Origin of the sequence: Mucilaginibacter gotjawali (genome assembly GCF_002355435.1) — a bacterium.
GTDB classification, from domain to species: Bacteria; Bacteroidota; Bacteroidia; order Sphingobacteriales; family Sphingobacteriaceae; genus Mucilaginibacter; species Mucilaginibacter gotjawali.
Genome location: NZ_AP017313.1, coordinates 1,826,140 through 1,850,962, shown reverse-complemented (window position 1 = coordinate 1,850,962; position 24,823 = coordinate 1,826,140). Strand labels below are relative to the sequence as shown.

General features: G+C 42.5%; 23 protein-coding genes. 11 read left to right on the top strand and 12 right to left on the bottom strand.

Features of this window, described 5'->3' with window-relative positions:
• The first annotated feature begins 101 nt into the window (after window positions 1-101).
• Window positions 102-854: a copper homeostasis protein CutC gene (locus MgSA37_RS08565; protein ID WP_096351225.1), complete on the top strand. Its 753-nt coding sequence runs from the start codon at window positions 102-104 to the stop codon at window positions 852-854.
• A 426-nt stretch (window positions 855-1,280) separates the two neighbouring features.
• Window positions 1,281-2,321 carry an IS110 family RNA-guided transposase gene (locus MgSA37_RS08560; protein ID WP_232010813.1) on the top strand — a complete coding sequence of 347 codons (1,041 nt, stop codon included), beginning with the start codon at window positions 1,281-1,283 and terminating at the stop codon, window positions 2,319-2,321.
• Between the two features lie 208 nt (window positions 2,322-2,529).
• Here the strand turns inward: MgSA37_RS08560 and MgSA37_RS08555 are convergent, their stop codons facing one another.
• Genes MgSA37_RS08555 through MgSA37_RS08545 form a run of 3 tightly spaced genes read right to left on the bottom strand, consistent with a single transcriptional unit; the run spans window position 2,530 to window position 4,993 of the window.
• Window positions 2,530-3,183 carry a bifunctional 4-hydroxy-2-oxoglutarate aldolase/2-dehydro-3-deoxy-phosphogluconate aldolase gene (locus MgSA37_RS08555; protein ID WP_096351222.1) on the bottom strand — a complete coding sequence of 218 codons (654 nt, stop codon included), beginning with the start codon at window positions 3,181-3,183 and terminating at the stop codon, window positions 2,530-2,532.
• Window positions 3,180-4,160 (bottom strand): 2-dehydro-3-deoxygalactonokinase, encoded by a 981-nt coding sequence (locus tag MgSA37_RS08550; protein WP_096351220.1) that lies wholly within the window; start codon window positions 4,158-4,160, stop codon window positions 3,180-3,182. Before MgSA37_RS08550 ends, MgSA37_RS08555 begins: the two co-directional genes overlap by 4 nt.
• A 20-nt stretch (window positions 4,161-4,180) precedes the next feature.
• Window positions 4,181-4,993, bottom strand: a complete 813-nt coding sequence (locus tag MgSA37_RS08545) for a sugar phosphate isomerase/epimerase family protein (RefSeq protein ID WP_096351218.1) — start codon at window positions 4,991-4,993, stop codon at window positions 4,181-4,183.
• 752 nt (window positions 4,994-5,745) lie between these two features.
• Here MgSA37_RS08545 and MgSA37_RS08540 point away from each other — a divergent pair.
• From MgSA37_RS08540 to MgSA37_RS08530, 3 genes are all read left to right on the top strand, one after another.
• Complete coding sequence (locus tag MgSA37_RS08540; RefSeq protein ID WP_096351217.1) at window positions 5,746-7,143, top strand: alpha-amylase; 1,398 nt, start codon at window positions 5,746-5,748, stop codon at window positions 7,141-7,143.
• 239 nt (window positions 7,144-7,382) lie between these two features.
• A complete protein-coding gene (locus tag MgSA37_RS08535; RefSeq protein ID WP_096351215.1) occupies window positions 7,383-8,381 on the top strand; it encodes a hypothetical protein in 999 nt (332 codons plus the stop codon).
• Between the two features lie 501 nt (window positions 8,382-8,882).
• Complete coding sequence (locus MgSA37_RS08530; protein WP_096351213.1) at window positions 8,883-9,236, top strand: VOC family protein; 354 nt, start codon at window positions 8,883-8,885, stop codon at window positions 9,234-9,236.
• Between the two features lie 2 nt (window positions 9,237-9,238).
• On the opposite strand, the gene MgSA37_RS08525 is transcribed toward MgSA37_RS08530, so the two are convergent.
• Window positions 9,239-9,622 carry a VOC family protein gene (locus MgSA37_RS08525; RefSeq protein ID WP_096351212.1) on the bottom strand — a complete coding sequence of 128 codons (384 nt, stop codon included), beginning with the start codon at window positions 9,620-9,622 and terminating at the stop codon, window positions 9,239-9,241.
• 68 nt (window positions 9,623-9,690) lie between these two features.
• Window positions 9,691-9,993 carry an RNA polymerase alpha subunit C-terminal domain-containing protein gene (locus MgSA37_RS08520; protein WP_096351210.1) on the bottom strand — a complete coding sequence of 101 codons (303 nt, stop codon included), beginning with the start codon at window positions 9,991-9,993 and terminating at the stop codon, window positions 9,691-9,693.
• Between the two features lie 223 nt (window positions 9,994-10,216).
• Between MgSA37_RS08520 and MgSA37_RS08515 the strand changes: the two genes are divergently transcribed.
• Together MgSA37_RS08515 and MgSA37_RS08510 are read left to right on the top strand one after the other, a co-directional pair.
• Window positions 10,217-10,558 (top strand): hypothetical protein, encoded by a 342-nt coding sequence (locus MgSA37_RS08515; RefSeq protein ID WP_096351209.1) that lies wholly within the window; start codon window positions 10,217-10,219, stop codon window positions 10,556-10,558.
• Window positions 10,559-10,858: 300 nt separating this feature from the next.
• On the top strand, window positions 10,859-11,410 hold the full coding sequence (locus MgSA37_RS08510) for a ferritin (RefSeq protein WP_096351207.1): 552 nt from the start codon (window positions 10,859-10,861) through the stop codon (window positions 11,408-11,410).
• 131 nt (window positions 11,411-11,541) lie between these two features.
• On the opposite strand, the gene MgSA37_RS08505 is transcribed toward MgSA37_RS08510, so the two are convergent.
• From MgSA37_RS08505 to MgSA37_RS08485, 5 genes are all read right to left on the bottom strand, one after another.
• A complete protein-coding gene (locus MgSA37_RS08505; protein ID WP_096351205.1) occupies window positions 11,542-11,769 on the bottom strand; it encodes a hypothetical protein in 228 nt (75 codons plus the stop codon).
• A 302-nt stretch (window positions 11,770-12,071) separates the two neighbouring features.
• Window positions 12,072-13,865 carry a beta-N-acetylhexosaminidase gene (locus MgSA37_RS08500; RefSeq protein WP_232010812.1) on the bottom strand — a complete coding sequence of 598 codons (1,794 nt, stop codon included), beginning with the start codon at window positions 13,863-13,865 and terminating at the stop codon, window positions 12,072-12,074.
• A gap of 264 nt (window positions 13,866-14,129) precedes the next feature.
• A complete protein-coding gene (locus MgSA37_RS08495) occupies window positions 14,130-15,749 on the bottom strand; it encodes an ArnT family glycosyltransferase (RefSeq protein ID WP_096351202.1) in 1,620 nt (539 codons plus the stop codon).
• A gap of 83 nt (window positions 15,750-15,832) precedes the next feature.
• On the bottom strand, window positions 15,833-16,903 hold the full coding sequence (locus tag MgSA37_RS08490) for an acyltransferase (protein WP_096351201.1): 1,071 nt from the start codon (window positions 16,901-16,903) through the stop codon (window positions 15,833-15,835).
• Between the two features lie 270 nt (window positions 16,904-17,173).
• On the bottom strand, window positions 17,174-17,689 hold the full coding sequence (locus tag MgSA37_RS08485; RefSeq protein WP_096351199.1) for a protein-tyrosine phosphatase family protein: 516 nt from the start codon (window positions 17,687-17,689) through the stop codon (window positions 17,174-17,176).
• A gap of 247 nt (window positions 17,690-17,936) precedes the next feature.
• On the opposite strand from MgSA37_RS08485, the gene MgSA37_RS08480 reads away from it, so the two are divergent.
• Both MgSA37_RS08480 and lysA read left to right on the top strand, forming a co-directional pair.
• A complete protein-coding gene (locus MgSA37_RS08480; protein ID WP_096351198.1) occupies window positions 17,937-19,247 on the top strand; it encodes an aspartate kinase in 1,311 nt (436 codons plus the stop codon).
• Between the two features lie 161 nt (window positions 19,248-19,408).
• Window positions 19,409-20,587: a diaminopimelate decarboxylase gene (lysA, locus tag MgSA37_RS08475; RefSeq protein WP_096351196.1), complete on the top strand. Its 1,179-nt coding sequence runs from the start codon at window positions 19,409-19,411 to the stop codon at window positions 20,585-20,587.
• 255 nt (window positions 20,588-20,842) lie between these two features.
• On the opposite strand, the gene MgSA37_RS08470 is transcribed toward lysA, so the two are convergent.
• A complete protein-coding gene (locus tag MgSA37_RS08470) occupies window positions 20,843-21,493 on the bottom strand; it encodes an HAD family hydrolase (RefSeq protein ID WP_096351195.1) in 651 nt (216 codons plus the stop codon).
• Between the two features lie 511 nt (window positions 21,494-22,004).
• Between MgSA37_RS08470 and MgSA37_RS08465 the strand changes: the two genes are divergently transcribed.
• Together MgSA37_RS08465 and MgSA37_RS08460 are read left to right on the top strand one after the other, a co-directional pair.
• Complete coding sequence (locus tag MgSA37_RS08465; protein WP_096357342.1) at window positions 22,005-22,199, top strand: cold-shock protein; 195 nt, start codon at window positions 22,005-22,007, stop codon at window positions 22,197-22,199.
• Between the two features lie 239 nt (window positions 22,200-22,438).
• On the top strand, window positions 22,439-22,825 hold the full coding sequence (locus tag MgSA37_RS08460; protein WP_096351193.1) for a YtxH domain-containing protein: 387 nt from the start codon (window positions 22,439-22,441) through the stop codon (window positions 22,823-22,825).
• A gap of 85 nt (window positions 22,826-22,910) precedes the next feature.
• Here MgSA37_RS08460 and MgSA37_RS08455 read toward each other — a convergent pair whose 3' ends face one another.
• Window positions 22,911-24,788: a M1 family metallopeptidase gene (locus MgSA37_RS08455; protein ID WP_096351192.1), complete on the bottom strand. Its 1,878-nt coding sequence runs from the start codon at window positions 24,786-24,788 to the stop codon at window positions 22,911-22,913.
• Window positions 24,789-24,823 lie beyond the last annotated feature (35 nt).

Genomic DNA, 24,823 nt, shown 5'->3' with positions numbered 1-24,823 from the left:
CCAGGCAGGAATAAATTGGAAACTATTTTAAAAAACTCCCGTATAAGCATCGGGCTGGTATGTCCTAATTTTGCCAGGCTATCTAACATTCACCTTCATCTATGAAAAGTCCCGTCCTGCTCGAAGTTTGTGCCAATTCCGTTGCCTCAGCCCTGGCTGCCCAGGATGGGGGTGCATATAGGGTAGAGCTATGCGAAAACCTGTACGAAGGCGGAACAACCCCCTCCTATGGAGAGATCCAAGTAGCCAGGGAACTTCTCCAAATTAAATTATATGTTTTAATAAGGCCGCGTGGGGGTGATTTTTTATATTCTGATATTGAATATGATATTATGACTGCCGATGTGAATTATTGTGTAGAGGCTGGTTGTGATGGCATTGTTATAGGCATATTAAATGCGGACGGTACCATTGACAAAGACCGCTGCCAAAAATTGATCGACCTGGCAAAAACGAACGGCCTTGGCGTAACCTTTCACCGGGCATTTGATATGTGTGCCGATATGGAGCAGGCGCTTGAAGATATTATTGCATTGGGCTGCGAACGAATTTTAACATCAGGCGGCAAAAGTACCGCTATGGAAGGTGCAAATATATTAGCCCATTTAATAAAAAAAGCGGACGGCAGAATAACCATTATGCCGGGCAGCGGTGTAAGCGAAAAAAACGCTGCTGATCTGGTGGAGTTTACCGGGGCCAAAGAAATACATTCGTCGGCAAGGGTTCGCGTTCAAAGCAAAATGGAATATAAAAACGACCATATTGTTATGGGCGATAATTATGGCGATGAATTTGCCTGCGACCAAACCGATGTTGGCAGGGTAAAGGCTATCATTCAATTAGCAAATTCTTAAGTCTTGAGTCGTTAGTCTTAAGTCTGGTTCCAGGGCAGATGCATTAAAATGATTTTAAGTTTAGCAGAACCAGGCAGAATCAACATCATTTAAATATCCTATTTTTAACCACTATGAGCACAAAGATTTCACAAAGACCACTAAGAAATGGACTTTGCGACCTTTGTGCCTTTTCTTCGTGTACTCCTATGTTTGAAATCAAATATAAAGGGAATAAATTAGAATACTTAAGTGAAGAAGAGTGAGAGCCGATTCGTGTCCAAACAACCTATAAGGTATGTTCTCACAAAGATATTGCCTCACTCTTTTTCGCCTTTTAGAGTCTGAACAGAATGTAAGGAATACAGCAGGCCTGTATAGCCAGAATATCCAACCAGGAGACAAGACGGAGAAAGGTATTCACTTGAGTTAATTTAACTTAATAGAATGATGACAAACATTGTAAAACAAGTGGTGGGCATTGATATAGCTCAAACTGAATTAGTAGTGTCACTTGGTCGAATGAACCATGATACAGGTATAGACATTTTCGCATTTAAAACATTTGCTAATAACGCAATAGGCTTTAAGGATCTTTTGGCTTGGGTAAACAAATTGGCGGCAAAAGAAATCAGGGTAAGATATGTGATGGAAGCTACAGGTGTATACCATGAAAAACTAGCTTATTATCTTTCAGATCAAGGGCAAGAGGTAAGCATTGTGTTGCCAAACAAAATCAGTAATTACTTCAGGACATTGGATGTCAAAACCATTACTGACAAGACTGCCTCACAAGCCATATGCAGGTTTGGTTTGGAAAGAAAACTGGAAATATGGCAAAAGCCAAAGAAAATATTCAAAGACCTTAAACAACTAACCCGTGAAAGGGATCAGCTGATTGCTGACAGAGTGGTTTTGAAAAACCAGTTGCATGCAGAAAAGGCAGAGGCATTTCCAAATGAAAGCAGTATCAAAAGGGTAACTAAACGTATCCAACTGATTGACAAGCAGGAACTTGAAATCAGAGCAGAGTTAGCTGCAATTGTAAAACAGGACACTGAATTGGTTAAAAAGATAGATACCATTACCACAATTCCTGGCGTAGGCAAGCTAACGGCAGTTATTGTATTGGCGGAGACAAATGGATTTGAACTGATTAAAAGTAAAAAACAGTTAGTTAGTTACAGCGGCATGGATATCAGACTGAAAGACTCAGGCACATCGGTAAAGGGAAAACCCAGGATATCTAAAAAGGGAAACAGACACCTGCGAAAAGCTATGTATATGCCAGCTTTAGCAGCGATGCGATTTAATGAGCATCATAAAACAGTATTTGTCCGGCTGGTATCAAAGCATGGAATAAAAATGAAAGCGGCTGTAGCTGTGCAAAGAAAAATATTAGAACTGATTTACGTAATTTACAAAACGGACAAAGCCTTTGATAAAGACTACGTAAAAAAGCAAACAGCAGAAGTACAAAATAGTTAGAGCAGCCATTACGAAAATGCACTGCCCTAATGAGGCTGGCTTAAAGCCGCCTTGAATAAAACAAAATTAAAAAATATTTGGAATTCAACACAGAATCTTCGTGGTAAAAACTAAGCAACATGCATATAAAGCATCCTGGTTTAGATGTTCTATCAGGCATTTTTATTCCAAATGAATTTTTAATGCGTCTGTCCTGACACTGGTTCGTTTACTTTTTGTCAGCAATAAAATCTCTGTATTTGCTAACAAAGGAGACATAAACTCCGGCTAAGGCCTGCCAGTCCTGCCGGTTGATGACATCTTTTGGAAAAAGCTGGCTGCCCACTCCTACTCCTTTTGCCCCCTGCTGAAAGTAATTGATAAAATTCTCTAAATTGACTCCCCCTGTGGGCATCAGGCTTACAAAACTCAAAGGGGCCAAAATCTCTTTAATGTAACCGGGCTTTAAATCCCCGGCCGGAAAAAGCTTGATCATAGAGGCACCCAGGGACCATGCTTTATAAATTTCGGATGGCGTATAAGCCCCCGGAAAAATGGGCACCTTTTCGGCAACGCAGGTTTTTATCACTTCTTCATTTATAACCGGAGTTACAATAAATTGAGCGTTAGCTTTTAATGCTTTTTCGAGGTCGCCCATGCTGCAAACAGTGCCCGCGCCGATATTCAATTCATCCCCATACAAATCTGCCAATAACGAAATATTTTGTTCGGCATTTGGCGAGTTCATCGTAATTTCAAGATTGGTTAATCCCGAGCGGCAATACACGCCGGCGATAGTGTCAATATGCGCATCCGGGATATTTCTCATAATGCCAACTACCGGCATTTTGTTAAACAGGTCAAATGAAAATGCTTTGTTCATGCAAATATTTTTAATTGTTTGGCGATCTTTAAATGGCCCATCACTGTAGCTCCATTAGCCAGCTGATGTGAAATTATTTTTATCTTTTTTGAGGGAAATAACGCCAACAGCGCCGATTGATAATATATTCCTGATTCCTGTCCGCAAACAAGATTAATCGTTTCTGCTTCGCAATCCACCAGGTCCCTTAACTCAGCTCCTATCAGTAAGCCGCTTAAATAATTATAATTTTCTGATTTTTGATATACCTCAAACAATTGGTTCGTCCTCGCCTTAAAAATGGAATGCAGCAGGTTTGACGAAACTGCTTCCTTAACACCTGCTTTAAAACTTTCAAGCTCAGTGTTGCCCTCGGGAGTATGGCCCCGTTCAACACCATTTTTCAGAATGCTGTTTTGGCATAATAAGGCAAATACTTCGCCGGTCATATAAGTTTTAAAATCAACCACCCGGTTATTTTTTACGAGGATATGTTTTGAATGTGTGCCGGGGAAAATAAACATTTCGTTCACGACGATCTGCCCCGGTTCAATACAGCCGATCAATTGAGTTTCTTCGCCCCTCATTACATCGTCCGTGGTTTTGAGGCCCGAAACTACCCATATATTATGGTCAAAAGCTTTTGTTGCCGCGATAAATGCCGTTTGAATACCCGCTCCATCAACTGAAAAAGGCACGGAATTGTATGGGATATCGATAAAACCAACAGAGGACGATGCCATGCCAGAAATAAGCAGCGGTACACCCGATAAAGATTGATTTGCCTTTTCTTCCATCCTTTTTGCATGCAAATTGACCAGGCCAAGGTAAAAATCACTTCTTTTCTCTTCCGGCTGCCCGGTTTGCTGCCAACGTTCAAAGATCCGGGCAATGCCATCGGCCGAACTTTCTTCGGCAACTACCCTGCCGTCATTTGTCCGGGCAAGTTTTATCCTGAATGACGTGGTGCCCCAATCGCAGCTTAAAAAGTATTTCATCCCGGTGTTGTAAAATAGATTTACTTATACCGCTCCCTCAGTAGCTCCATCATAAATACGTTAACATCCCACTGGCTTACCACCGGCTGTTTGGTATAAGGCAGTAAAGGCAAATAAGGCGGCGCACCAAACTCCGACGTTATGGTTAGCAAAGGCGCGTCTTCTGCTTGTTTTTTTGCGACAACCTTGTCCCAGCAGCTGAGATGAAAATCCAGGGCCTCCTTCCATTCCGGGGCCCGGGGGTCTGATACCTGAGGCCCTTCGGGATAGCCGACACGCGAATGGATATGGTCCGTACGCGATATAGCCAGGGCAACGGCTTCCTGCTGATCATGTAAAAAAGACTCGGCAGTATTGCACCAGTGCGATATATCAAGCGTAATGCGCAAGTCATCAATTTCTGCCAGGTAAGTGCCGGCTATATGCGCAGCAAAACTAAACTTGCCGCGATGGGTTTCGTGCAAAATCTTTACGCCTGTGTTCCCGGAGATCTTTCTTGCCAGGTCAATCAACTGTTTGTTTTGTTCGAAAGTATAATAGTCCTTCCCTGTTTGGGTGTTGATAAACAGTGGGTTGCCAGATGCAAGATTGAGCAAGCGTTGCTCAAATTGCTGACAATGAATGTCAAACTTTTTTTCGGTTGTCTCGTAATGCTGTGCTATAAATTGAAGGCCCTGTTTTTCAAGGCCATTCAATATCAGGAATTTTTGCTTTTCATCCTGAGGCAAACTGGCTTCAACACCATCGTAACCTGCCTGTTTTACCTTCCGCAAAAACACATCCCATTCAACATCCTCCTGTCCCCAGCGCGGGCAAAAAAATAAGATCTTCATAAAATTAACTAATTAACCGGTTCAACAAAGCCCAAATATAGCATGTTTATTTTCCATCAAATCAATTATTGCCCGATTGACCGGCAACATCAAACCCGCCTGGTGTTTTTGACAAATATTTGCCAGGATTTTTAAAAAAATTGGCAACTGAAGTGTAAAACACGCAGAAAATACGCGCCTTATTTTTTGCTGGTGCTTAATGCGGATGTGATTTACCGGGAACGTTACCGGTACGGAGTTTAATTTTTACGAAAAAGCATCTTAGTGTAATAAATACATACAAACGACTCCGAAATATCGCCCTGCACTAAAATTTGGCCGAAAAAGTTAATTTAATCATAATGAAAACAATGGGAATAAAAATTTCCATTTGGTTAAATTATATCATATTTTGTGTTTCCTGATTAATTTAAAATTTCATATAAATTAATTTGCAAATATTAACTATAACCGTACCTTAGTTTCAGTGTGTATCACTAACCAATTTGTAAACTAAACTTTAAACTGTAGCCCTATTCTATTTAAATGAAAAAAGCCCGTGGCCGCTATTGGCGACCGCGAGGGATAAGTATTGCTTTTTGCGATGGCGGCCACCTTGCTTTTTTGCCGGATAGGAAAAATAATTTTTAAAGCTAAATGAAATATGTATGCCGGGATGAAACGTAAAAAAATATTCCGGGAACGTTACCGGGATTGATTAAAATGCATTTAAACCAATAAACTAAATACCTATTTACTTAAAACCAAAAATTATGAAAAGACAATTCTACCGTTTGGGCCGGGCATCAATCTTCCTGGCATTATTATTAACTTTTTCGCAATGCAAAAAGTCGGCGGTGACCGAAAACGCACCTGCTGCTGCAAAAATCTCCAAAACATTTGTTAACGATGCAACGCCAGGCCCTGGCGGCGGCGTGTTAATGCAGGCCTTTTACTGGAACACGCCCAACACCTCCTCCTGGTGGCAAAATGTAAACAGCAAAATAGCAGCATGGGATGCGGCAGGCATCTCGGCCATCTGGCTTCCGCCTGCTACCAAAGGGCAAAGCGGCGGTTCAAGTATGGGTTACGATCCCTATGATTATTTTGACTTTGGCACGTATAACCAAATGGGATCTACGACTACACGCTTCGGCAACCTGGCAGACCTTAATACCCTGATCTCCAATGCGCACACCCATAACATTCAGGTATATGCGGATATGGTGTTAAACCACTGCAGCGGGGGTACACTGGAAGCCAACCCTTATACCGGCACCAATACTTACACCAAATTTACGCCGCTGTCGGGGCAATTCAACAGGAGCTACAGCGATTTCCACCCCAACAATATCCATGCATCTGATGAAGGCTCATTCGGAGGCTTTCCTGACCTTTGCCACGCACAGGCTAATGTTTCCAATTGGATCTATAATGCATCATACAGTATGTCAAGATACTACAAAAACACCATGCACTATGACGGATGGCGCTTTGATTACGTAAAGGGTTTTGGGGCATGGGTGGTGCAAAACTATGTAAACAGCGTGGGCGGCTTTGCAGTTGGCGAAGACTGGGATGGCAACGCAGCCAATTTACAAAGCTGGGTAAATGCTACCGGCGGCACCTCGTCGGCTTTTGACTTTGCCTGCTTTTATGCCATGCACTCTGCTTTTGACAGCAACGACCTCACCCATTTAAACGATGACATGCTTTGGAAAAGAAACGGCGCCAAATCCGTTACTTTCGTTTCCAATCATGATACTGACATTATCGGGAATAAATATTCGGCCTATGCCTATATTATGACGCATGAAGGTTATCCTTGTGTATTTTACAGCGATTATGAACAATGGCTTGATAAAGGCAGAATGAATAACCTGATCTGGATCCACCGGACGCTGGCAGGCGGAACAACAACCAACTTATATTCAGCAAGTGACCAGTATATCGACCGGCGCAACGGTTACGGTGCGGCGCCAGGCGTAATCGTATATTTTAACGGAACAGGCTACTGGCAACAGCAATGGGTAACCAGTAACTGGGCCAACAGGCAAATTAAAGAATACACCGGCGCCTCCGGCTGGGTACAAACTGTTGCCGCCGATGGCAGGGTTTTAATCCAGGCACCGCCAAATTCTTATTCTATCTGGTCAGTTACAGGTTATTGATTATTATTCTCATCGGTTGAGGCTGTCTCAAAAGTCAGAAATAATGGTCAAAACCAAATAATGTTTTGACTTATTCAAATCTTCGTGCCCTTTGTGAAATCTTAGTGCTCATTGTGGTAAAAAAACAACCACCAGGGACACGAAGGTTTCACAAAGAACACTATGGCAATTTAAACTTAAGTACTTTTGCGACAGCCTCATCCATTTATAAAACAATTACAGTTCAATCCGCTTAAAATATGAAGCTATCTGTTACCGCAATTCTTACCTTTTTCATTTTATACAGCTGCAACTCTTCCCATAAAAAACTAAAAAGCAATGCTAATGAACTAATTTATAATACCGCTGATACTACTGCCGGCGATTTATCAGTCAGCCTGAATCTTACCGGAAAAATAAAAGCCGCACAATTAGCGGCACAGATCAGGCTTTCCAATTCGGGTTCGGCTCCGATTGATTTCCAGGAAATGGAGATTGCAACACCCGGGGGAATAAGATCAGGACCGGTTGCTGGTTTTGAACCATTTTCACTCCCCCCGGGAAAAGATACTACGCTTTATGTGAGGTTCAAGCCTGTTAATAATCTTAAATTATACCAGGTAACAGGAATGAGCGGCAATTTTAAAGCCAGTTACAAGGTATCTGTCAGCTATAAAACCGGGAGTGACAATTTAGTGTCCATGGCATTAAATTCCACTACAGAAAAAACGGAGTTCAATACCTATAGTAAGGAAGCTAAAAATGCCGTTACCGGCTATTCATTTGATACAAAAACCGGGTTTAATGAACGCGAAAAGAAATATCTGGAAACCATAATGCCTGCTGTAAAATCGCCGTTTGTTTATCTGAGCGAGCAGGAAATTGCTGTTTCGGGATTGAACTTCAAGCTAAAAACCTATAATGAACCGGATACGGTACATGCTGAATTCTTTATTGTTAACCATGCCGATTTTCCAGTTAAAGTTATAACGGACTCACTAAATGTTATGCTGAATAATGAAACTGATAATGAGGAGAAAGCTATAGTAAAAATTGAAAAGATCTCCGGTGCGCAGAACGATATCAATATGATGGAAAAAGGCGACAGGGTGTTGATTCATTTTAAAAAGTTCATAAAAACACCCGCTGCCGGGGTGGATCCACTGATACTTCACCTGCGGGGTGCTTTTATTCTTTCGGGCAGAAAGGATTTGTTTAATGAAGACTTAAGATTGCAACCCGTGTTGAATTTGCGGTAAAGGGTTGCAATCCAAATTGTCGCAAGGCACGAAATGTTCCTACGGAACATACAGCATGGTGTGTGTTTTTTCTACCCACGGGCTGTGCCGCCGGCACATTTTATTCGTTCGTCTCATAGGGCAATGTCATTAAGTTAAGCGGACAATGGCGTTTGTAAACGCGCTCCGTTGACTCACCCGGACCTTGCTGCGCCTGCCTGCCGGCAGGCAGGCTCGTCCGCCCTCTCTTTCGCTACGCGATAAAGAGGGCAAAAAAAAGGAACTCGCTTAACTTAATGACATAGCCCGCTGGGACATTTTATTCGTTCGGCCCATAGGGACGTCTGGTTGGTAGTTTAAAATAAAGGCGATTTGTGTTCCATCGGAACACATGGTGGTTATGCCACAATTTGAAATTCACCCCAGTAAAACGGCGCCTGTTTTTCAAAAATGCTTTATATTTATCCGGAAATTGATATTGCAATTGATGTTGATCAGTAAATAATTAACGGAAGGATTTTTATGTATAAAGCATTGTATTTAAGCCCGATGGTGCCGTCGTATGATATAAAATCGACCCTTAACTTTTTTGTCGATCTATTCGGTTTTAAAGCAGTGATGGACACCGGCAATTATGCAATCGTTTATAAGGACAATCACCTGATCCATATTTTAAACGCCGGAGCCGACATTGGCGAAATGGAGTTTTACCTGGAAGTGGACGAAATTGACAGCCTTTGGGATGCTATAAAGGATAAAGTGGGCGATGTTAAAATCAAACCGCCCTTTGACCGGGAATATGGCATGAGGGAATTTCACGTCATTGTGCCGCACACCAAAACGCTGATGTTTGTGGGACAGGAAATTAAAAAGTGAGCCTATCCTTCTTTCAGCACCGACAAAATATTTCCTGCGGGATCTTTAAACCAGGCGATATCCGGCCCCCTGCCATTGCCTCGTAAAATACCTTTAGCATCTGTTTTAATGGGTTCGCCATATTGCTCAAATGTGATGCCGGCGGCAATAAGTTCGTCTACCGTTTTCTCCACATCATTAACCGGGAAGTTGAGGATGGTAAATGCGGCCGGTTCGTGATTTGGCCTGGGGTAAATAATTATTTTGCTGCCGCCGCTAATGTGAAGCGTCAGGATGCCCATTTCACTTTCCGAAATTTCGATGCCAAGTTTGCCTTGATAAAATTCCATCGCTTTTTGCATGTCGTTTACTGAAAAACCGCTGAATGCTTTTGTGTCTTTAAACATAGTTCTGATTTTTTGAGTGCAAATTCATAATTAGCTTTCATTAGCAACTACCTATCCATATAGAAGTTTTAATTTTCGTCTATTTTAAAATTAAGCCCTTCCACCTTTAGCGCATTTTCTAATTTAGGGATCGAGCCGGGGCCAAAACCATGGAGTTTCAGCAAATTCTTTTTGCTGAACATCGACAACTGCTTTAAGGTGATGATCCCCTCCCGTTCCAACGCGCGCCTGGCGGGTGCTGAGATCGTGGAAAGAAAACCATTTTCCGGCTTTCTTTCCTGTTCACAAACAGGGCACACCTGGCAATCAGAACTCTTTTTATACCTATGGCCTGCATTGCAAACCCGTAAATTTTTATCACCTGTGGCCATAAAGTTTATTTCTTCAAAATTAAGCTACCATTATTGCGCTTACCATGTGTACTTATGCCATATAAGTACCCCTAAAGTGCCAAATAGCCAACTCATAAATAGCGTTAAATTTAATTACATTCTGCCTGTAACAGTATATTGTCCTTGTTTTAAGTCGATTAAATACAAAAGTGATCTAATTAATAGAATCCTGATAATATTATCCATACCTTTATCCACTCACATGGAAGAAAGACAATATTTAACAACCTGGAAAAGGTACCTGCCCGTAATCCGGCTGCACTTAAAAAAGAGCCTCGTTTCAGAACAACAGTTTAAATTGAACATCCAGGATTTTGAATCAGCGGGCGACCGTGGCAAGTCCGGTTATTCTTTCAGTATAACCATGGAGAATGGCAGGGTGATCACCAATATCAGCGGCTCTCCCGTAGCCCGCGATCTGTACGAAGCGCTGAAATCCGATGAGGCCATCAAAGCGATGCTGCAGGATAAAAGCGTTAAGATTACTGTGGGGAAATCTTTTATGCTCAGCATAAAAACCAGCCACATTTCGGCCTATAAATAGCCGCCAAACAGCTCCTTTTTAGTAACATATACAGTCCTGTAGTTTGGCAGGGTTGCATTATCATGCTACAAATTAAACCTCAACATCTTTTTGATTTTTTCTCCGCCCTTTTGTCAAATCAGGGAAATCGCATTTAAAGCTTCCCGCTTAAAATGTTGCTAAAGAATTTATCTTTTTGCTTAGTTTTTCGTTCCTTAAAACCAACAGCAATAAATTTTGGAAGCATGATTTTATTCCCTGTCTGTCAAATAATCCAAAACATTTTCAAGCACAGTTAGTTTAGTTTTGAAACACTATTTTATGGATACTAACAGGCTTTCGGGTACAATTGCAAAAGCATTGAACCAGCAGATGACAAATGAGGCGCATAACGCACAGATCTACCTTTCGTATGGCGCGTGGGCGGATGAAAAAGGATACGGGGGCATCTCGAACTTTTTATTCAGGCATGCCAATGAAGAACGCAACCACATGATGAAAATATTGGAATATATTTTAAAACGCGGCGGCAAGGTGGTTGTAACTGAAATCCCCGGCCCGGGGCCCGATCCATCAAGCGTGAATGATTGTTTCGAGAAAATATTTAAGTCGGAGGTAGATAATACAACGTCTATTTACAACCTGGTTAACCTGAGCCTTGCCGAAAAAGACTGGGCTACCTGGAATTTTATGCAATGGTTTGTAAAGGAACAAACAGAAGAAGAAACGCTGGCTATGGAGCTGCTCGACAAAATAAAAATAGCCGGAGGCCCGGCCGCCAAGGACGATGCACTTTATTTTTTGGATAACAACCTGGCAACCACCCCGGATGACGCCACGTTAGCACAGGATGTTACGGTTGATAAACCGTAAAAAAGACCTGAAAACTGCTGACAGGATTTTGTCAGTGACAACATCTTGTCAGCAGTTAAGTAATTAATTATCAACAGCATTGCACTTTATTGCAGGGTATTGCATGTGTTGCGCAACGCAACAAGGCATGTTTAATTAAAGCATTGGCTAAACGCCACCAATACCTTCAAAAACACTTCCCGGTCGACACCATACGTGGCGGGGTGATCGGGCCTTACCGGCCTCCCATTTTTATACCTCACAGGGAATAGCGCGACGAAATCGCGGATGGAAATTTCATAACGGAGCCAGGGGTCGCCGCGATGAATTTCTTCCAGGCGCATTTCAAAAAGCGCGACGCTTAGCGGGTCGTTTTTCATGGCCTAAAAGTATGTAAAAAACTTTTACTGGCTAATTAAAGTAAGGTAATCGTGGCCGGAATTTTAAACTTTGCCCGCCACATGATTGCTATCCGGCACAGGAAAATTGCGTTTAAAATAAAACAACCAGGAGGAGGCTCGCCTGCAGCCTTAATTTTCAATTTTATTTTTCTATAGACACAGGACTCCTCTGGAGTCCGACAAACACGTTATTATAGGCTCCGGAGGAGCGGCCTGTTTATAGAAAAATTTGATTCGTTTTGAAGGCTCCGGGGGAGCCTCCTTTTTAAAAGCGATTGCTGCTATCCGGCACGGTGATTCCCTTTTTTTATGTGATGATGTTTAGCACCATTTCTATCTGTCTTACTAGTTTTAGCACCGCGGGCGGCCTTCTCGTGCGCATGTTTGCGATGTCTGCCTGCTTTCTCACGCTTTGGAGTGTGGCGAATAAAGTCAATGGCTTCCGGGTGTGCGCCTGGGTCAAAAGGGTTGTAATAGTAAATGCCATCCCTGTCATATAAGGTGAGATCAGCCTTTAAGCGTTCATTAAATGAAGATTCATTTTTCAGTACCCGGTCTGTCCATGCGGATTCGGCCAAAGCAGCTATCCGCGGATAGGTCATATAATCAAGGCGTTTTTCCGAGCCTACGGTTTCTGTCCAAATATTGGCCTGGATACCCAGTATAAGATTGGAATTCAATTCCGCTGACGGCAGTTGTCTGTCTGGGAAATTATAAATATTACTTAAACTGTTAAAATAGGCGCCATTCCATCGCCTGCCTGAAACATTGTTCTTATCCTGTACAAAATCAAAATACAAAGGCAGTCGCGGGCAAAGCACAACATCGTACTTTTTTTGTAAGGATAGTTCCAGTTGCGAGGGGAAGTTTTGCCGCCACCAAAAAACAATAGTTTTAGCAGGGTTCAAATTAGTGCTTGCCGCCTCATCCCAGCATAAAACATTAACGTTCATTTTCATCACCGAATCGGCCATACGGTTAAAAAAGTAATGCTCCAGGTCTTCAAGCGCGGTAAAATTATTTTTTGCCATCATATCTTTTATACCCGGCCGGCCGGCCCAGGCCTGGTTACCTAATGCCACTTCATCCCCGCCCAAATGGATCATATGCGAAGGAAAAAGCCCGTTCGCCTCCTTTAAAATAGCCGTAAGGTAGCTGTAGGTCTTCTCGTTGCCAGGATCAAAAGTGTAATTTTCATAATTGCGGATACTGCCCCCGCTGTATTCAGGGTACGCCTTATTTGCAGCGGTAGCATGGCCGGGCATATCAATTTCGGGGATGACGGTAATAAAACGGTCCTGTGCGTAAGCAACAATTTCTTTAATATCCTCCTGTGTATAATATTTTGCCGGCGCAAGGGAATCGGTATGGTTGCCAATGCCGCCAACCTGCGCTAAGCGGGGATACTTTTTTATTTCAAGCCGCCAGCCGTCGTCATCAGTAAGGTGCCAGTGGAACTTATTTAGTTTATAAAAGGCCATCCAGTTTAAAAGCTGCTCCACCTTTTCCCTGCCAAAAAAATGCCTCGATTCATCCAGCATAAAACCCCGCCATTGGAATCTGGGCGCATCGGCTATTTCGCATGCCGCCAGGCTAACAGAATTACCAGCCGGTTGCATCCTGATCAACTGCATTAATGAAACCAACCCATAAAAAATTCCATCATTCCCAGATGCAGTGATGGATATCTTGTTAGCCTCAATTTTCAAATCATAAGCACCGTTTACGCCCGGTTTATCAACTAACTTTAAATCGATTTGTGCCTTCTGTTCATCAGGATCGACCGCGATAAGGATCCCGTCCGCTCTTTTTAATTCCATTTGAAGATAATTGGCCTGCGGCAGCATTGAGTTATCGTTCATACCGATAACGATGTTGCTGTTTAACTGAAACGCGCCGCTAAGCTTAATAAATGATTTTGGAAGAGGAATAATATTGACCGTTTGGGCGGATGCAAATTGGAAGGAAAGAAAAAGAATGCGCACTAATGTCACAAATGGCGACGCATTACACGAACCTGGAAGCACCAGGAACCGCTTCGTTCGCGCAAGTATATTCGGATCGTTTGAGTTCAATTAAGTCGGGTAAAAAATCATCACGAATTAATCGAATTAAAATGAGATTTCAACACGAATGTTCACGAATTATTGACACGAATTATTGACACGAATTTCACGATTGGGTTCGAATTGCACGAATTCATGCCACATTAATGATAACACTGCTTTCAAACCCGAATAAGACATTTCCCTATTCGTAATAATTCGAACCCATTCGTGTAATTCGTGCTATTTACATTCGCGAATATTCGAATCCATTCGTGCACATTCGTGTCAACTTTATTTACCAAATGGCGGCAACCCAATCAATTGCCGGTATAAAGGCAGGTCCATCCTTGGTTCGGCAGATTTGTGAAAGTTTTTGCAATAGTAAACCTGCAGTGTGTATTCGGGTCCGTTACGGATAATCTGTACATCAGGCAATTGGGTCACACTATCAAAAAATGGCTTCACGTTCATATTGATAAAAGGTTCATGATGATCGCCAATGATGATGCAATCTTTGCCAACGAGGGTCTTTGGGTCGACCAAAAAAGCCAGGTTACGGGGATCCGGATCAAACACGATGATATCCTTTTTGCCTTTAAGCGCCCAGTCGATTTTACCGGTTAACCACCAGCGGGTACTGCCGGTAAATATATTAGGGTTATTTAGCCAGCCTTCCTTTTCAAAACGGGTTTGGATATCAGTATAATCAACGCCCTGGATGGTGGGGTCAAGATTGTCGCCGTGGAAAAAATGAACTACGGCCTTCGGCCCGTAGGCCGACCAAAAACCTGTCACCCAATGGGTGCCCAAAACGCCAATAGTAATTACCGTAAAATAAATAGAAAAGTTAAGCCAGCGGCGCGTTAATAATCGTTTTGCGGGTATATTCAGGCTTTTATCGATGGCAAAGCCGAGCGGAATAAACAACATCATATAACCAGGCGCCTGCCAGTGAAAGTGGAATTGAAGATCGGACCACAAAGTAACCACCGTAAAAAAAACAATGGGCAATATTGCCATCCAAAAGGTAAAACTATAAACCTGCAACTGCTTGCGGAGTTTATAAGAGATAAAAAGTTGCCTGATGGTGGGGAACCAGATCCAGGGCAGCAAAAACGCACATTGCCCTAAAATACTGCGGCCAAACCAATCGGGATGCAATTGGAATTTTCCGCTTGCGCCTGCCCTCGAACCCTGAAACACAAATGAAACCCAGTTATTGTTATAATTCCACCAAATAATAGGCGACGCCATTAACAGTGTTATTATTATTGCCACATACGGGCCGGGATGCCGCAACCAGTGACGTTGATTTTTATTGGTGGCGATGTACATAAAAACCCCTGCAAATAAAAACAGCACGTGATATTTGCTGAGTGTTGCCAGGCCCATGCTAATGCCAACAGCTAACCATAGCAGCCAGGTACGGCGGCTGTTGCGCGTGGCTTCGGAATTTTCAGATCCGCGGCCCACCATTAGCTGCACAATAAAATAGGTAGCCAGCAGCCAGAAAAACATCAGCGGCGCGTCAGGCTGGTACCAGGAAGCGATTGCGATAGTAAACAAGGCGCTTAAATTCATTACCACCACGGCCCAAAAGCCAGATTTGGCGTTGAACAGTTTCCTGGTGATTAAAAACATGAGCCAGCTTGTACCTGCAAAAAGCAATACGGATGCGAACCTGATGCCGAAGTTTGTTAACCCAAAAAGTTTAATGCTTAATGCGCCTAACCAAAAAAACAAGGGCGGCTGATCAAAATAACTCATGTTTAATTGAAGCGCCCCCCTGAAATAATAGGATTCGCCATTACCCAAACCTGTGTAGGCTGCAATAAAGCAGCGCAGCACAAAGGTGACGATGATGAGGACGATGGTAAAGGATGCGGCGTTTTTTTCAGTGAGTTTTTTCATCAGGACAAATACCTTGTTTGCAGGAGGACAAATCTCTAAAAAAAATCATGAATTATGATAGGTTTTTATTGCCGATGAAATCACTATCCGGAAACCCATTTCCCGAACGGTATTTTATTGATGATCCACACCAATAGCAGGGATATCATAAAACAGATCAGGGCCGTTAATGGGATACTTAGAATGGGTATGCCCAGCTTGTAACCGATACCAAAAAGATCATCCAGGAAGTACAAAACCAGCGCGTGGGCCAGGTAGATGCCATAATTAAACTTACCGGCAAAATCGCGGGCCCGGGTAATAGCGGGAGATACTTTTGGAACTGTCAGTTTTGCCAACATAAAAGCGCTGATGGCCAGCAATAAAACAGCCGGGTTAACGGGTTCATAAAGCATTGTTCCGGGGTATATTGGGTAGGCAATCAGCAGCCTGCTTCCAATAGCGATCAACCCAACACTGAATAAAAACAACAGGAACATCCAAAAGCGCAGGTATTTTATATTAAAATCCTTATTGGCAAGGTAATAACCCAACACCAGGTATCCGGCAAAGCCTGCAAAGTAATGCATATCAACCGAAGGATTGTAACGCATAAAATAAGGCTGCGTGATAAGCATCACACCAAACCAAACTACCAGGAAATAAATAATTTCCTTTTCGGAAGCATTGCGTACAAACTTGCCGATAACCGGGATAAAAAAATACAGCCCTATGAGCATATACACATACCATAAATGGTAGGAGCTGCCGGTTTTAAGCAAATGCAGCACTTGCCTGATATTGGCCCAGGCATCTGCCCCGAAAGTAATTTCCTCGTTATACCAGGAATACCAAACGTAAACCAGGCTCCAGAACAAAAAGGGCACCACTACCCTGCTTAATCTTTTCTTTAAAAAACTGCCGATCTCATATTCACGCGGAAGTAACAAAGCGCCGGTGATCATCACAAATGCAGGCACTCCAAAACGGGTAAGCGCATTTAAAAAATCAGCTGCCCACCAGTCTGCCGCCGGAACTTTCCCATACTGCATCAGCAAGGGCGATGAACAATGCAATATGATCACTGCATATAAAGCAATGAGCCTTAAATTGCTGATCCAGTCGATGGTTTCGGGTTTGGTTGATGGCATTGTTGCTACTATGATTGTTCCCATAGTAGCGATGGGTTTGAAACCTTGAGTGTTCGAAATACTTTTTTTCACCCTCTTTACGGCTTGCCGTAGAGAGGGTCGGAGAGCGAAGCGAATCCGGGGTGAGTAAACTCGCCGCCATGCATTGGCGGTAATGTCCGCCTGGGTTAACTCACCCCGACTACGCTTCGCTGGTCGACGAGCCTCTCTTTTGCAGGCAGAAAAGAGGATAACTGCAATTGTTTTTTGTTTCGAACACTCAAGGTTTAAAACCTATCGCTACGGAGATTATTGCTATTTTTCCTTATAATACTCTTCCAGCTCTTTCAGTATTTTCACCTGGCTGCGCTGCGGGTTGATAAATATCCTTACTTTTCTGATGGTTTCATAGGCTTCTTCATAAGTCAAACCTGTTTTTATCAGGTAAGCCATGGCCATGGTAGGCCCCCTACCCAACCCCTGCCTGCAGTGCACATAAACCAAACCACCACTTTTTATTTCGGCATCAATAAATTCTGCTCCTTTTATCAAAACACTCAGGGGCGGCGGGGTATTATCAACAGTTGGCAGGTGCAGGTATTTTATCCCTTCATGGTCGGCATCGCTATAATCGTTATGCATGCGCATATTCACTATTGCTGTTACACCAAGGGCCTTCAATTTTTTTAGTCCCCATAAATTATACTGGCTGCCCAGCATCAGGTGGGGGTTGATTTGAGAACGCTTTAAACGCGGAATACCTTTTACTACCCTATGGATATTATCATGCATATAGTCAAAAACAAGGCCTGTCCTGGTGAAAATATTCATATATCGTCTCAATTTACTTCAAAATGGAAGCTTTTTCCATTTTGAAAGGTTTTTTTAAGCATTAAGTGCTGTTTTTAGGCAACGCTTTTATATCCAGTCTAATAATATTTGGCAAAAACCACCTTTAAGTGCGCCTTTCCAAATTAAATTTCGCCCATTATTAGCTAAAAGCAGTATAAAACCCTATTTTTAGCCCCTCAAAATTGATACAAGAATATCAATCATTTATGGTATAAAGAAAGGAATAATGAAAGTTTTAAAATTTGGCGGAACATCCGTAGGAAGCCCCGAAAGGATGAAAAAACTGCTGGATATTATTGACCCCGCCCAAAGGCAGATCGTAGTATTATCGGCCGTATCGGGCACGACAAATAGTTTGGTTGAAATTGGACAAGCGTACCTTGCCGGCGATAAGACAAAGGCTATCAACCTGATAAAGGTTTTGAAAGATAAGTACGAAGTTTTTATAAAGGAATTATTTGCCACACCTGAATATTTGGAACAAGGCAAGGAAGTTATTGATTATCACTTTTTGTTATTAAGTAACCTGGCTAACGACCTGTTTACTACTGTTGAAGATAAGATCATCCTGGCACAGGGAGAATTACTTTCAACCACTTTATACCATGTTTACCTGAAAGAGACCGGCGTGCCATCGGTATTATTACCTGCGCTTGATTTTATGAAGATAGACGAGGATAATGAACCCATTGTGGATTATATCTCCGAACATCTAACCCCATTGCTTAACCAACACCCTGATAATAATTTGTTTATCACCCAGGGATATATTTGCCGCAATAGTTTTGGCGAGATTGATAACCTGCGCCGTGGCGGCAGCGACTACACCGCATCGTTAATTGGCGCAGGCATCCGCAGCGAAGAAGTGCAGATCTGGACCGATATTGACGGCATGCACAATAACGACCCGCGGATTGTAAAAGGCACCAAACCAATTGCTCAACTGTCATTTGATGAAGCGGCGGAATTAGCTTATTTCGGCGCGAAAATATTGCACCCGCAAAGCGTGTTCCCGGCTCAAAAGTATAAGATCCCGGTACGTTTGCTGAATACGATGGATCCGAAAGCACCGGGAACACTGATCACCAATACCAGCGAAAAAGACAGGATCAAATCAATCGCAGCGAAAGACGGCATTACGGCTATCAAAATACAATCAAGCCGCATGCTGCTGGCCCATGGTTTTTTACGCAAGGTATTCGAGGTTTTTGAGCGGTATAAGACAGCTATTGATATGATCACTACTTCGGAAGTAGCAGTATCTTTAACCATCGACGATACCACAAACCTGGAAGATATCATTAATGAATTACAAGCTTTCGGCACGGTGGAAACAGATAAGGACCAGACGATAATTTGTGTGGTAGGCGATTTCGGCGCAGAAAAACACGGTTATGCAGCGCGGGTACTGGAAGCTGTAAAACATATCCCCATCAGGATGATCTCCTATGGCGGCAGCGATCACAATATGTCGTTACTGATCCATACCGCTGATAAAACTGAAGTATTAAGGAGTTTACATAACAGGCTGTTTTAGCAACGAGCCCCCTCTAAATCTCCCCCCGGAGGGGGAGACTTTTGGAACTTTTCAGTTGCAAAACTTTTTTAGCAAGGGGGAACAAGCAAAAGACAGATTCAAGTTCATTACAATAAAAATTTTAAAGTCTCCCCTACAGGGGGAGATTTAGAGGGGGCCAGATGTTCAACAAAAATACCATAACCCGTTTCGAACAATTAGAAACACCGTTTTATTACTACGACCTTAATGTTTTGAGTAAAACATTAGAGGCCTGCCGCACTGCGTCGTCCAAATACGGCTTTCATGTACATTATGCCATGAAGGCTAATTTTAATCCTAAGGTGTTGGACACCATCCAATCCTATGGTTTTGGAGCTGATTGCGTGAGCGGGAACGAAGTTAAAGCTGCTGTTGAACACGGCTTTGGTAAAGAAAAGATCGTTTTTGCAGGCGTAGGCAAATCTGATAAAGAGATTAATGCCGCTTTGGATGCAGACATTTTTTGTTTCAACGCTGAATCGGTACAGGAACTTTTTATCATCAACGACCTGGCAAAAGCCAAAAACAAAAAAGCTGGTATCGCTATCCGCATCAACCCGAACGTTGACGCGCATACGCACCATTTTATAACAACCGGCCTCGAGGAAAATAAATTCGGCATTAACAGCTGGCAATTGCCGGATGTAGCCGAAGCCTTGCGCAAGTGCCCTAACCTGCAGTTTTTAGGCATTCATTTTCATATCGGATCACAGATCACGGATATGGAAGTATATAAAAGCCTGTGCACCCGTATCAACGAAATGCAGGATTGGTTTGTTGACCATGGCTTCGAAGTAAAGATATTAAATACGGGCGGTGGCCTGGGCGTTGATTATCATAACCCTGATACCAACAGCATCAGCGATTTTGAGAGTTATTTTAAAGTTTTCAGCAACTTTTTAAATGTAAAACCCGGGCAGGAAGTGCATTTTGAACTCGGGCGCGCTTTGGTTGCGCAATGTTCGGCATTGATTTCAAGGGTGCTTTACGTAAAAAACGGGTTGAAAAAGAATTTCCTGATCTTAGATGCGGGTATGACTGAATTGATCCGCCCGATGCTTTACCAGGCATATCACCAGATAGAAAATTTAAGTCGGGAGTCCGGAAGCAATGAACCGGAGAAGCCGGCAGTACACTACGATATCGTTGGGCCTATATGCGAAAGCACAGATTGCTTCCAAAAGGATGTTGAACTACAACAATCCTTTAGGGGTGATTTAATAGCCGTACGTACCGCAGGCGCTTATGGTGAAGTGATGGCCTCAGGATATAATTTACGGGACCGCGTGGGGAGCGTTTATTCAAACCCTGTGTTGTAATTTGCATCTACTGTCACGTCACTTATAAATTAACGTTCAGGCTTTATCAGAACAGCTTAGAAATACCGGGGTCGTGATTACGCAAAATAGTGTAAACCCCATTTTAATATCCCAACACATAAATAGCTTATTATTAGACCTTTAAAAATTCAGAACCTTTAAATGTGTAAACCTTTTGTAAACCTTTTTTGGGCTTTTTGCGTCCAATAAACTTGTAGATTGGCGATAGATCAATTTAGGGTTGACACAACACTATCAAAACAAGCCTTTGATGAATTGATTGTTAAAATCCTCTGCAAAATGCAGCACATTTGGCAGGTATTTAAACTCACGTGGCAGGTGTGTTGTCGTAATAATGACAGCTTTCATACCAGCATTGGCCGCGGCTTCGGCTCCTTTCGGAACATCCTCAAATACAAGGCAATCCTCCGGTGCAACATCCAGCAAATTTGCTGCCTTTAAAAACGTTTCGGGATGGGGTTTGCTTAGCTCCACGTCATCGGCGCTTACTATCGCTGTAAAATAATGACGGATCTTTAAATTATCCAGCACAAAATCAATATTAAAAGGGATGGCAGCAGACCCTATGGCCATCGGGATGCCTTTTTGGTAGGCCCTCTCCAAAAAATCATGCAGGCCAGGCAAAAGTTCAAGATGCGGTAAAAATTCCTGCTGGTATTTTTTTTCCTTTTCAAGCGAAAGCCTGTTCATTTCTTCCATCGTAAAACGATCCGGGCCGAACATCCTCACCAGCACCTCGGGGTTTTTACCATACATCTGCGGCTTTACCTCTTCCCATGTAAAATTGCCACCCAATTCAAAATTCAGCAGGTTTTGCCAAGCTTTGGTGTGATAAGGCATATCATTGATCATGGTACCGTTAAGGTCGAATATAAAGGCCTTCATTTTATTACAAACTGTTACGTCAATTAATATTATACTATTTCCAATTCCGGGCAAAAGTACATTTAAATAAAAATACTTTTAATAAAACTGAAATGTATCGCATATCGTAAATCTATCGTATTGCTTTTATACAATGCGGCCCTGCAAAACCCATGAAAAATATTAAAAAGGTGGCTAAATAATTAAGGAAGACGCGATGGAGTGATCTGTGCGATTAATTTGTTTTTAGCAAAAGCCCGTTTAGCATCAGCTGAAGGGCTTTTTTGTTTGGGGGAGTCCGAAAGTCGGGAAAGTCCGGAAGTCCGAAAGATGACTAGCGATGTTCAAACAATGGCGATTATCCAACAAAACGTAATATAACAAGTGGCGACACGTTATGGCTTCCCTGGATTTCGGGCAAGTACATTCTTCTTCTTTCGGACTTTCCGACTTCCGGTCTTTCGGACTTCCCAAAAAAATACTTGCCAACCCGAATATTATGCCTACCTTGCGGCCTTTAATAAATAAAATAATGCAAAAAGAAGGAACAGTTAAATTTTTTAATGAAACAAAAGGTTTTGGTTTTATTACACCAAGCAATGGTGGCCAGGACGTATTTGTTCATTCATCAGGTCTTATCGATGAAATCCGTGAAAACGACAAAGTTGAATTTGAAGTTGAAAACGGCAGAAAAGGCTTAAACGCGGTAAATGTAAAAGTAATTTAATTATATAATTAAATCATTAAACGTACCAGGCACCTGCTTCAAAGCAGGTGCCTTTTTTTATGCCCAATCCTTCATATGCCGGTGACTGCCGGGAAAATGTTTTAGTACCGAAACGCAGCTTATTTTATTTATAAATTAGTAAAAAAAAAATCTGCCGGCATACGATGGCAAATTAGTGAGTGCTTGGCACTGTTCTTGTAACCATTAACATATCTACTAAAATCAAAAAAAGAAAAAAGATGAAAGATCAAACCAGGGTTATAGCCGCGCTTTTAATTGGCGCAGCGGCGGGTGCTGCATTAGGATTATTGCTGGCCCCCGAAAAAGGCGAAGACATCCGCGATGGAATAGCCGATTATATTAATGATTTGGTTGGTGCAGCTAAAGACAAAGCACAGGCGGCCTCAAAGGACATTAAACAATACAGCGGTAGTGTTTATGATAAAGCTAAAACAAAATTAAACAATGCCGTGAATGATTTGAACGAATATAGAGATCTTGCAATGGACACCGCGCGCACTAAAGCCGACGAGTTGAAAGAACAAGCTCAAAGCAAATTTAATGAAGGTAAAACGAGGGTAAAAAATGGTTCGGACGAGGTAAATAGCGCCATCCAGAATTCGTAATTGCTCATTCCAATAAAACAAAAAACCCGGTTTTTGACCGGGTTTTTTGTTTTAATTTTGGCTGCTAACAGGCCTGTACGGCGTTCTATTTAGCTGTCCATTTATTATTGCTTTCGTCAGCATCCATAAATATACCACCATCCAATATGGCCGATTTAATATCTTTCTTTGTTTTAACAAGCAGATTTAATTGCTTTTGATCCTTTTTCCAAACCACAGGCGTTTGGTGGAAAATGGCGGTAGTGCCATCAGTATAAGTTACTTTAATGTCAAACGGAACCGCAAAGCCACCTATATTCTTTATAGCAAAGTTATAGCCTGCCTGGGTTTTTGTAACATTTTGCAAATCAAGGTCGATGTAATCATTGCTAAAAAACCAGTTATTAAAAAACCAGTTCAAATCCTGGCCCGACCCGCTGTTCATCGAGTTAAAATAATCCCAGGGTATTGGATGTTTGCCGTTCCAATTGTCCATATAAGTATGCAGCGCTTTTTTGAAAAGCTCGTCGCCCAGCATATCTTTTAGGGCAAAATAGCTTAATGACGGTTTCCCGTAAGAGTTATTGCCATAACCGCCCCTTAACTCACTTGATGGCGTAATAATGGGCAGGTCCTCAGCGGTCGCCGGGTCATGGATCCAGCGGTTGATCCGAAATTGCTTATACAGGTTATCTGCCTTATCCTGGCCGACCTCCGAAGCGCCGATCAGCCTTTCAAAGGTAGTTGCCCAGCCTTCATCCATAAAAGCATAACGGCTTTCGTTAATACCCATATAAAAAGGGAAGAAGGTGTGAGCTATCTCATGATCCTGAACGAACTGCGCAAACCGTATATCATCGGTATGACTATCGTTCACCATCATCGGGTACTCCATATCCGCAAATCCTTCAAACGACGTCATTTTAGGAAAAGGATAGGGAACCCCCGGCCAGTTGTGCGAAAGCCAACTCAACGAGTTGCGCCCGGCTTGCACCGCGTGATGAAAATCTGCAGACCTGTCATTAAACGCCGATTGCATGCTTGCGCGCCTTCCTGTGGCATCATCAACAACGGTACTTGCTGCATCCCAATCATAATGATCACTTATGCCTACAGCCATATCGCTAACGTTGGTTGCTTTCCACGTCCAGGTATTTTGTTCATTTTGCGCGGTTATATTCTTTTTTGCAAGGTCTTCTTTTGTGGCAACGTGAATTGTGGAGTCGCTGGTAAAAGATTCCTGCAATCTTTTTTCATATTCGGGCTGCAATACCTGTGAAGGATTTTGCAGCGTACCGGTTGCCCAAACCAGATAATTTTTAGGTACGGTTACGTTTAAGGTATAGTCGTTAAAATCGTTATAAAATTCCTGTGCATCTAAAAATGGCAGGGTGTCCCATCCATTATAATCATCATAAACCGACACCCTGGGGTAAAAATAGGCCAGGTAATAGGTAGTAGAATCTATCATACCCTCGCGCCCGCTTTGTTTTGACACTTCAAAATGCCATGTAATATCAAGATTGACGGAATCATGCGGCATCAGTGGTTTTAATAAGCCCACCATTTGGTTAGTTGACGCCATAGTTTTATTGTTCCAATCCTTTTTTGTGCCGTTGATCAGGAAATTATCAATTTGCACGCCGGGCGTTAAATAATCATCCCCGGCAGGGCTGAAGCGTGCAACACCGGGCCTGTGAATATTTAATATCAGCTTCATGTTCAGCCTTTTTAAAGTATCCGGGCTATTATTAAAATAAGTGATCACTTCATGCCCTTTCACCGTCCTGTCGGGCGGCATGGCTGTGATGGAAATATGATAGTGCCCATGATTTTCCCAGTAGTTTTTACCGGGCTTACCATCCATAGCATGGGTCCCCTTTTCATAAGCACGTTTTATATCGCGTGGCATATAAAGTTCCTGGGCCTGCACCTGCCATAATACAAGGCACATAAAAGCGGATAGAATGATTGATTTTCGCATTTTTAAAGATGTTATTTATGGACAAAATAAAGATA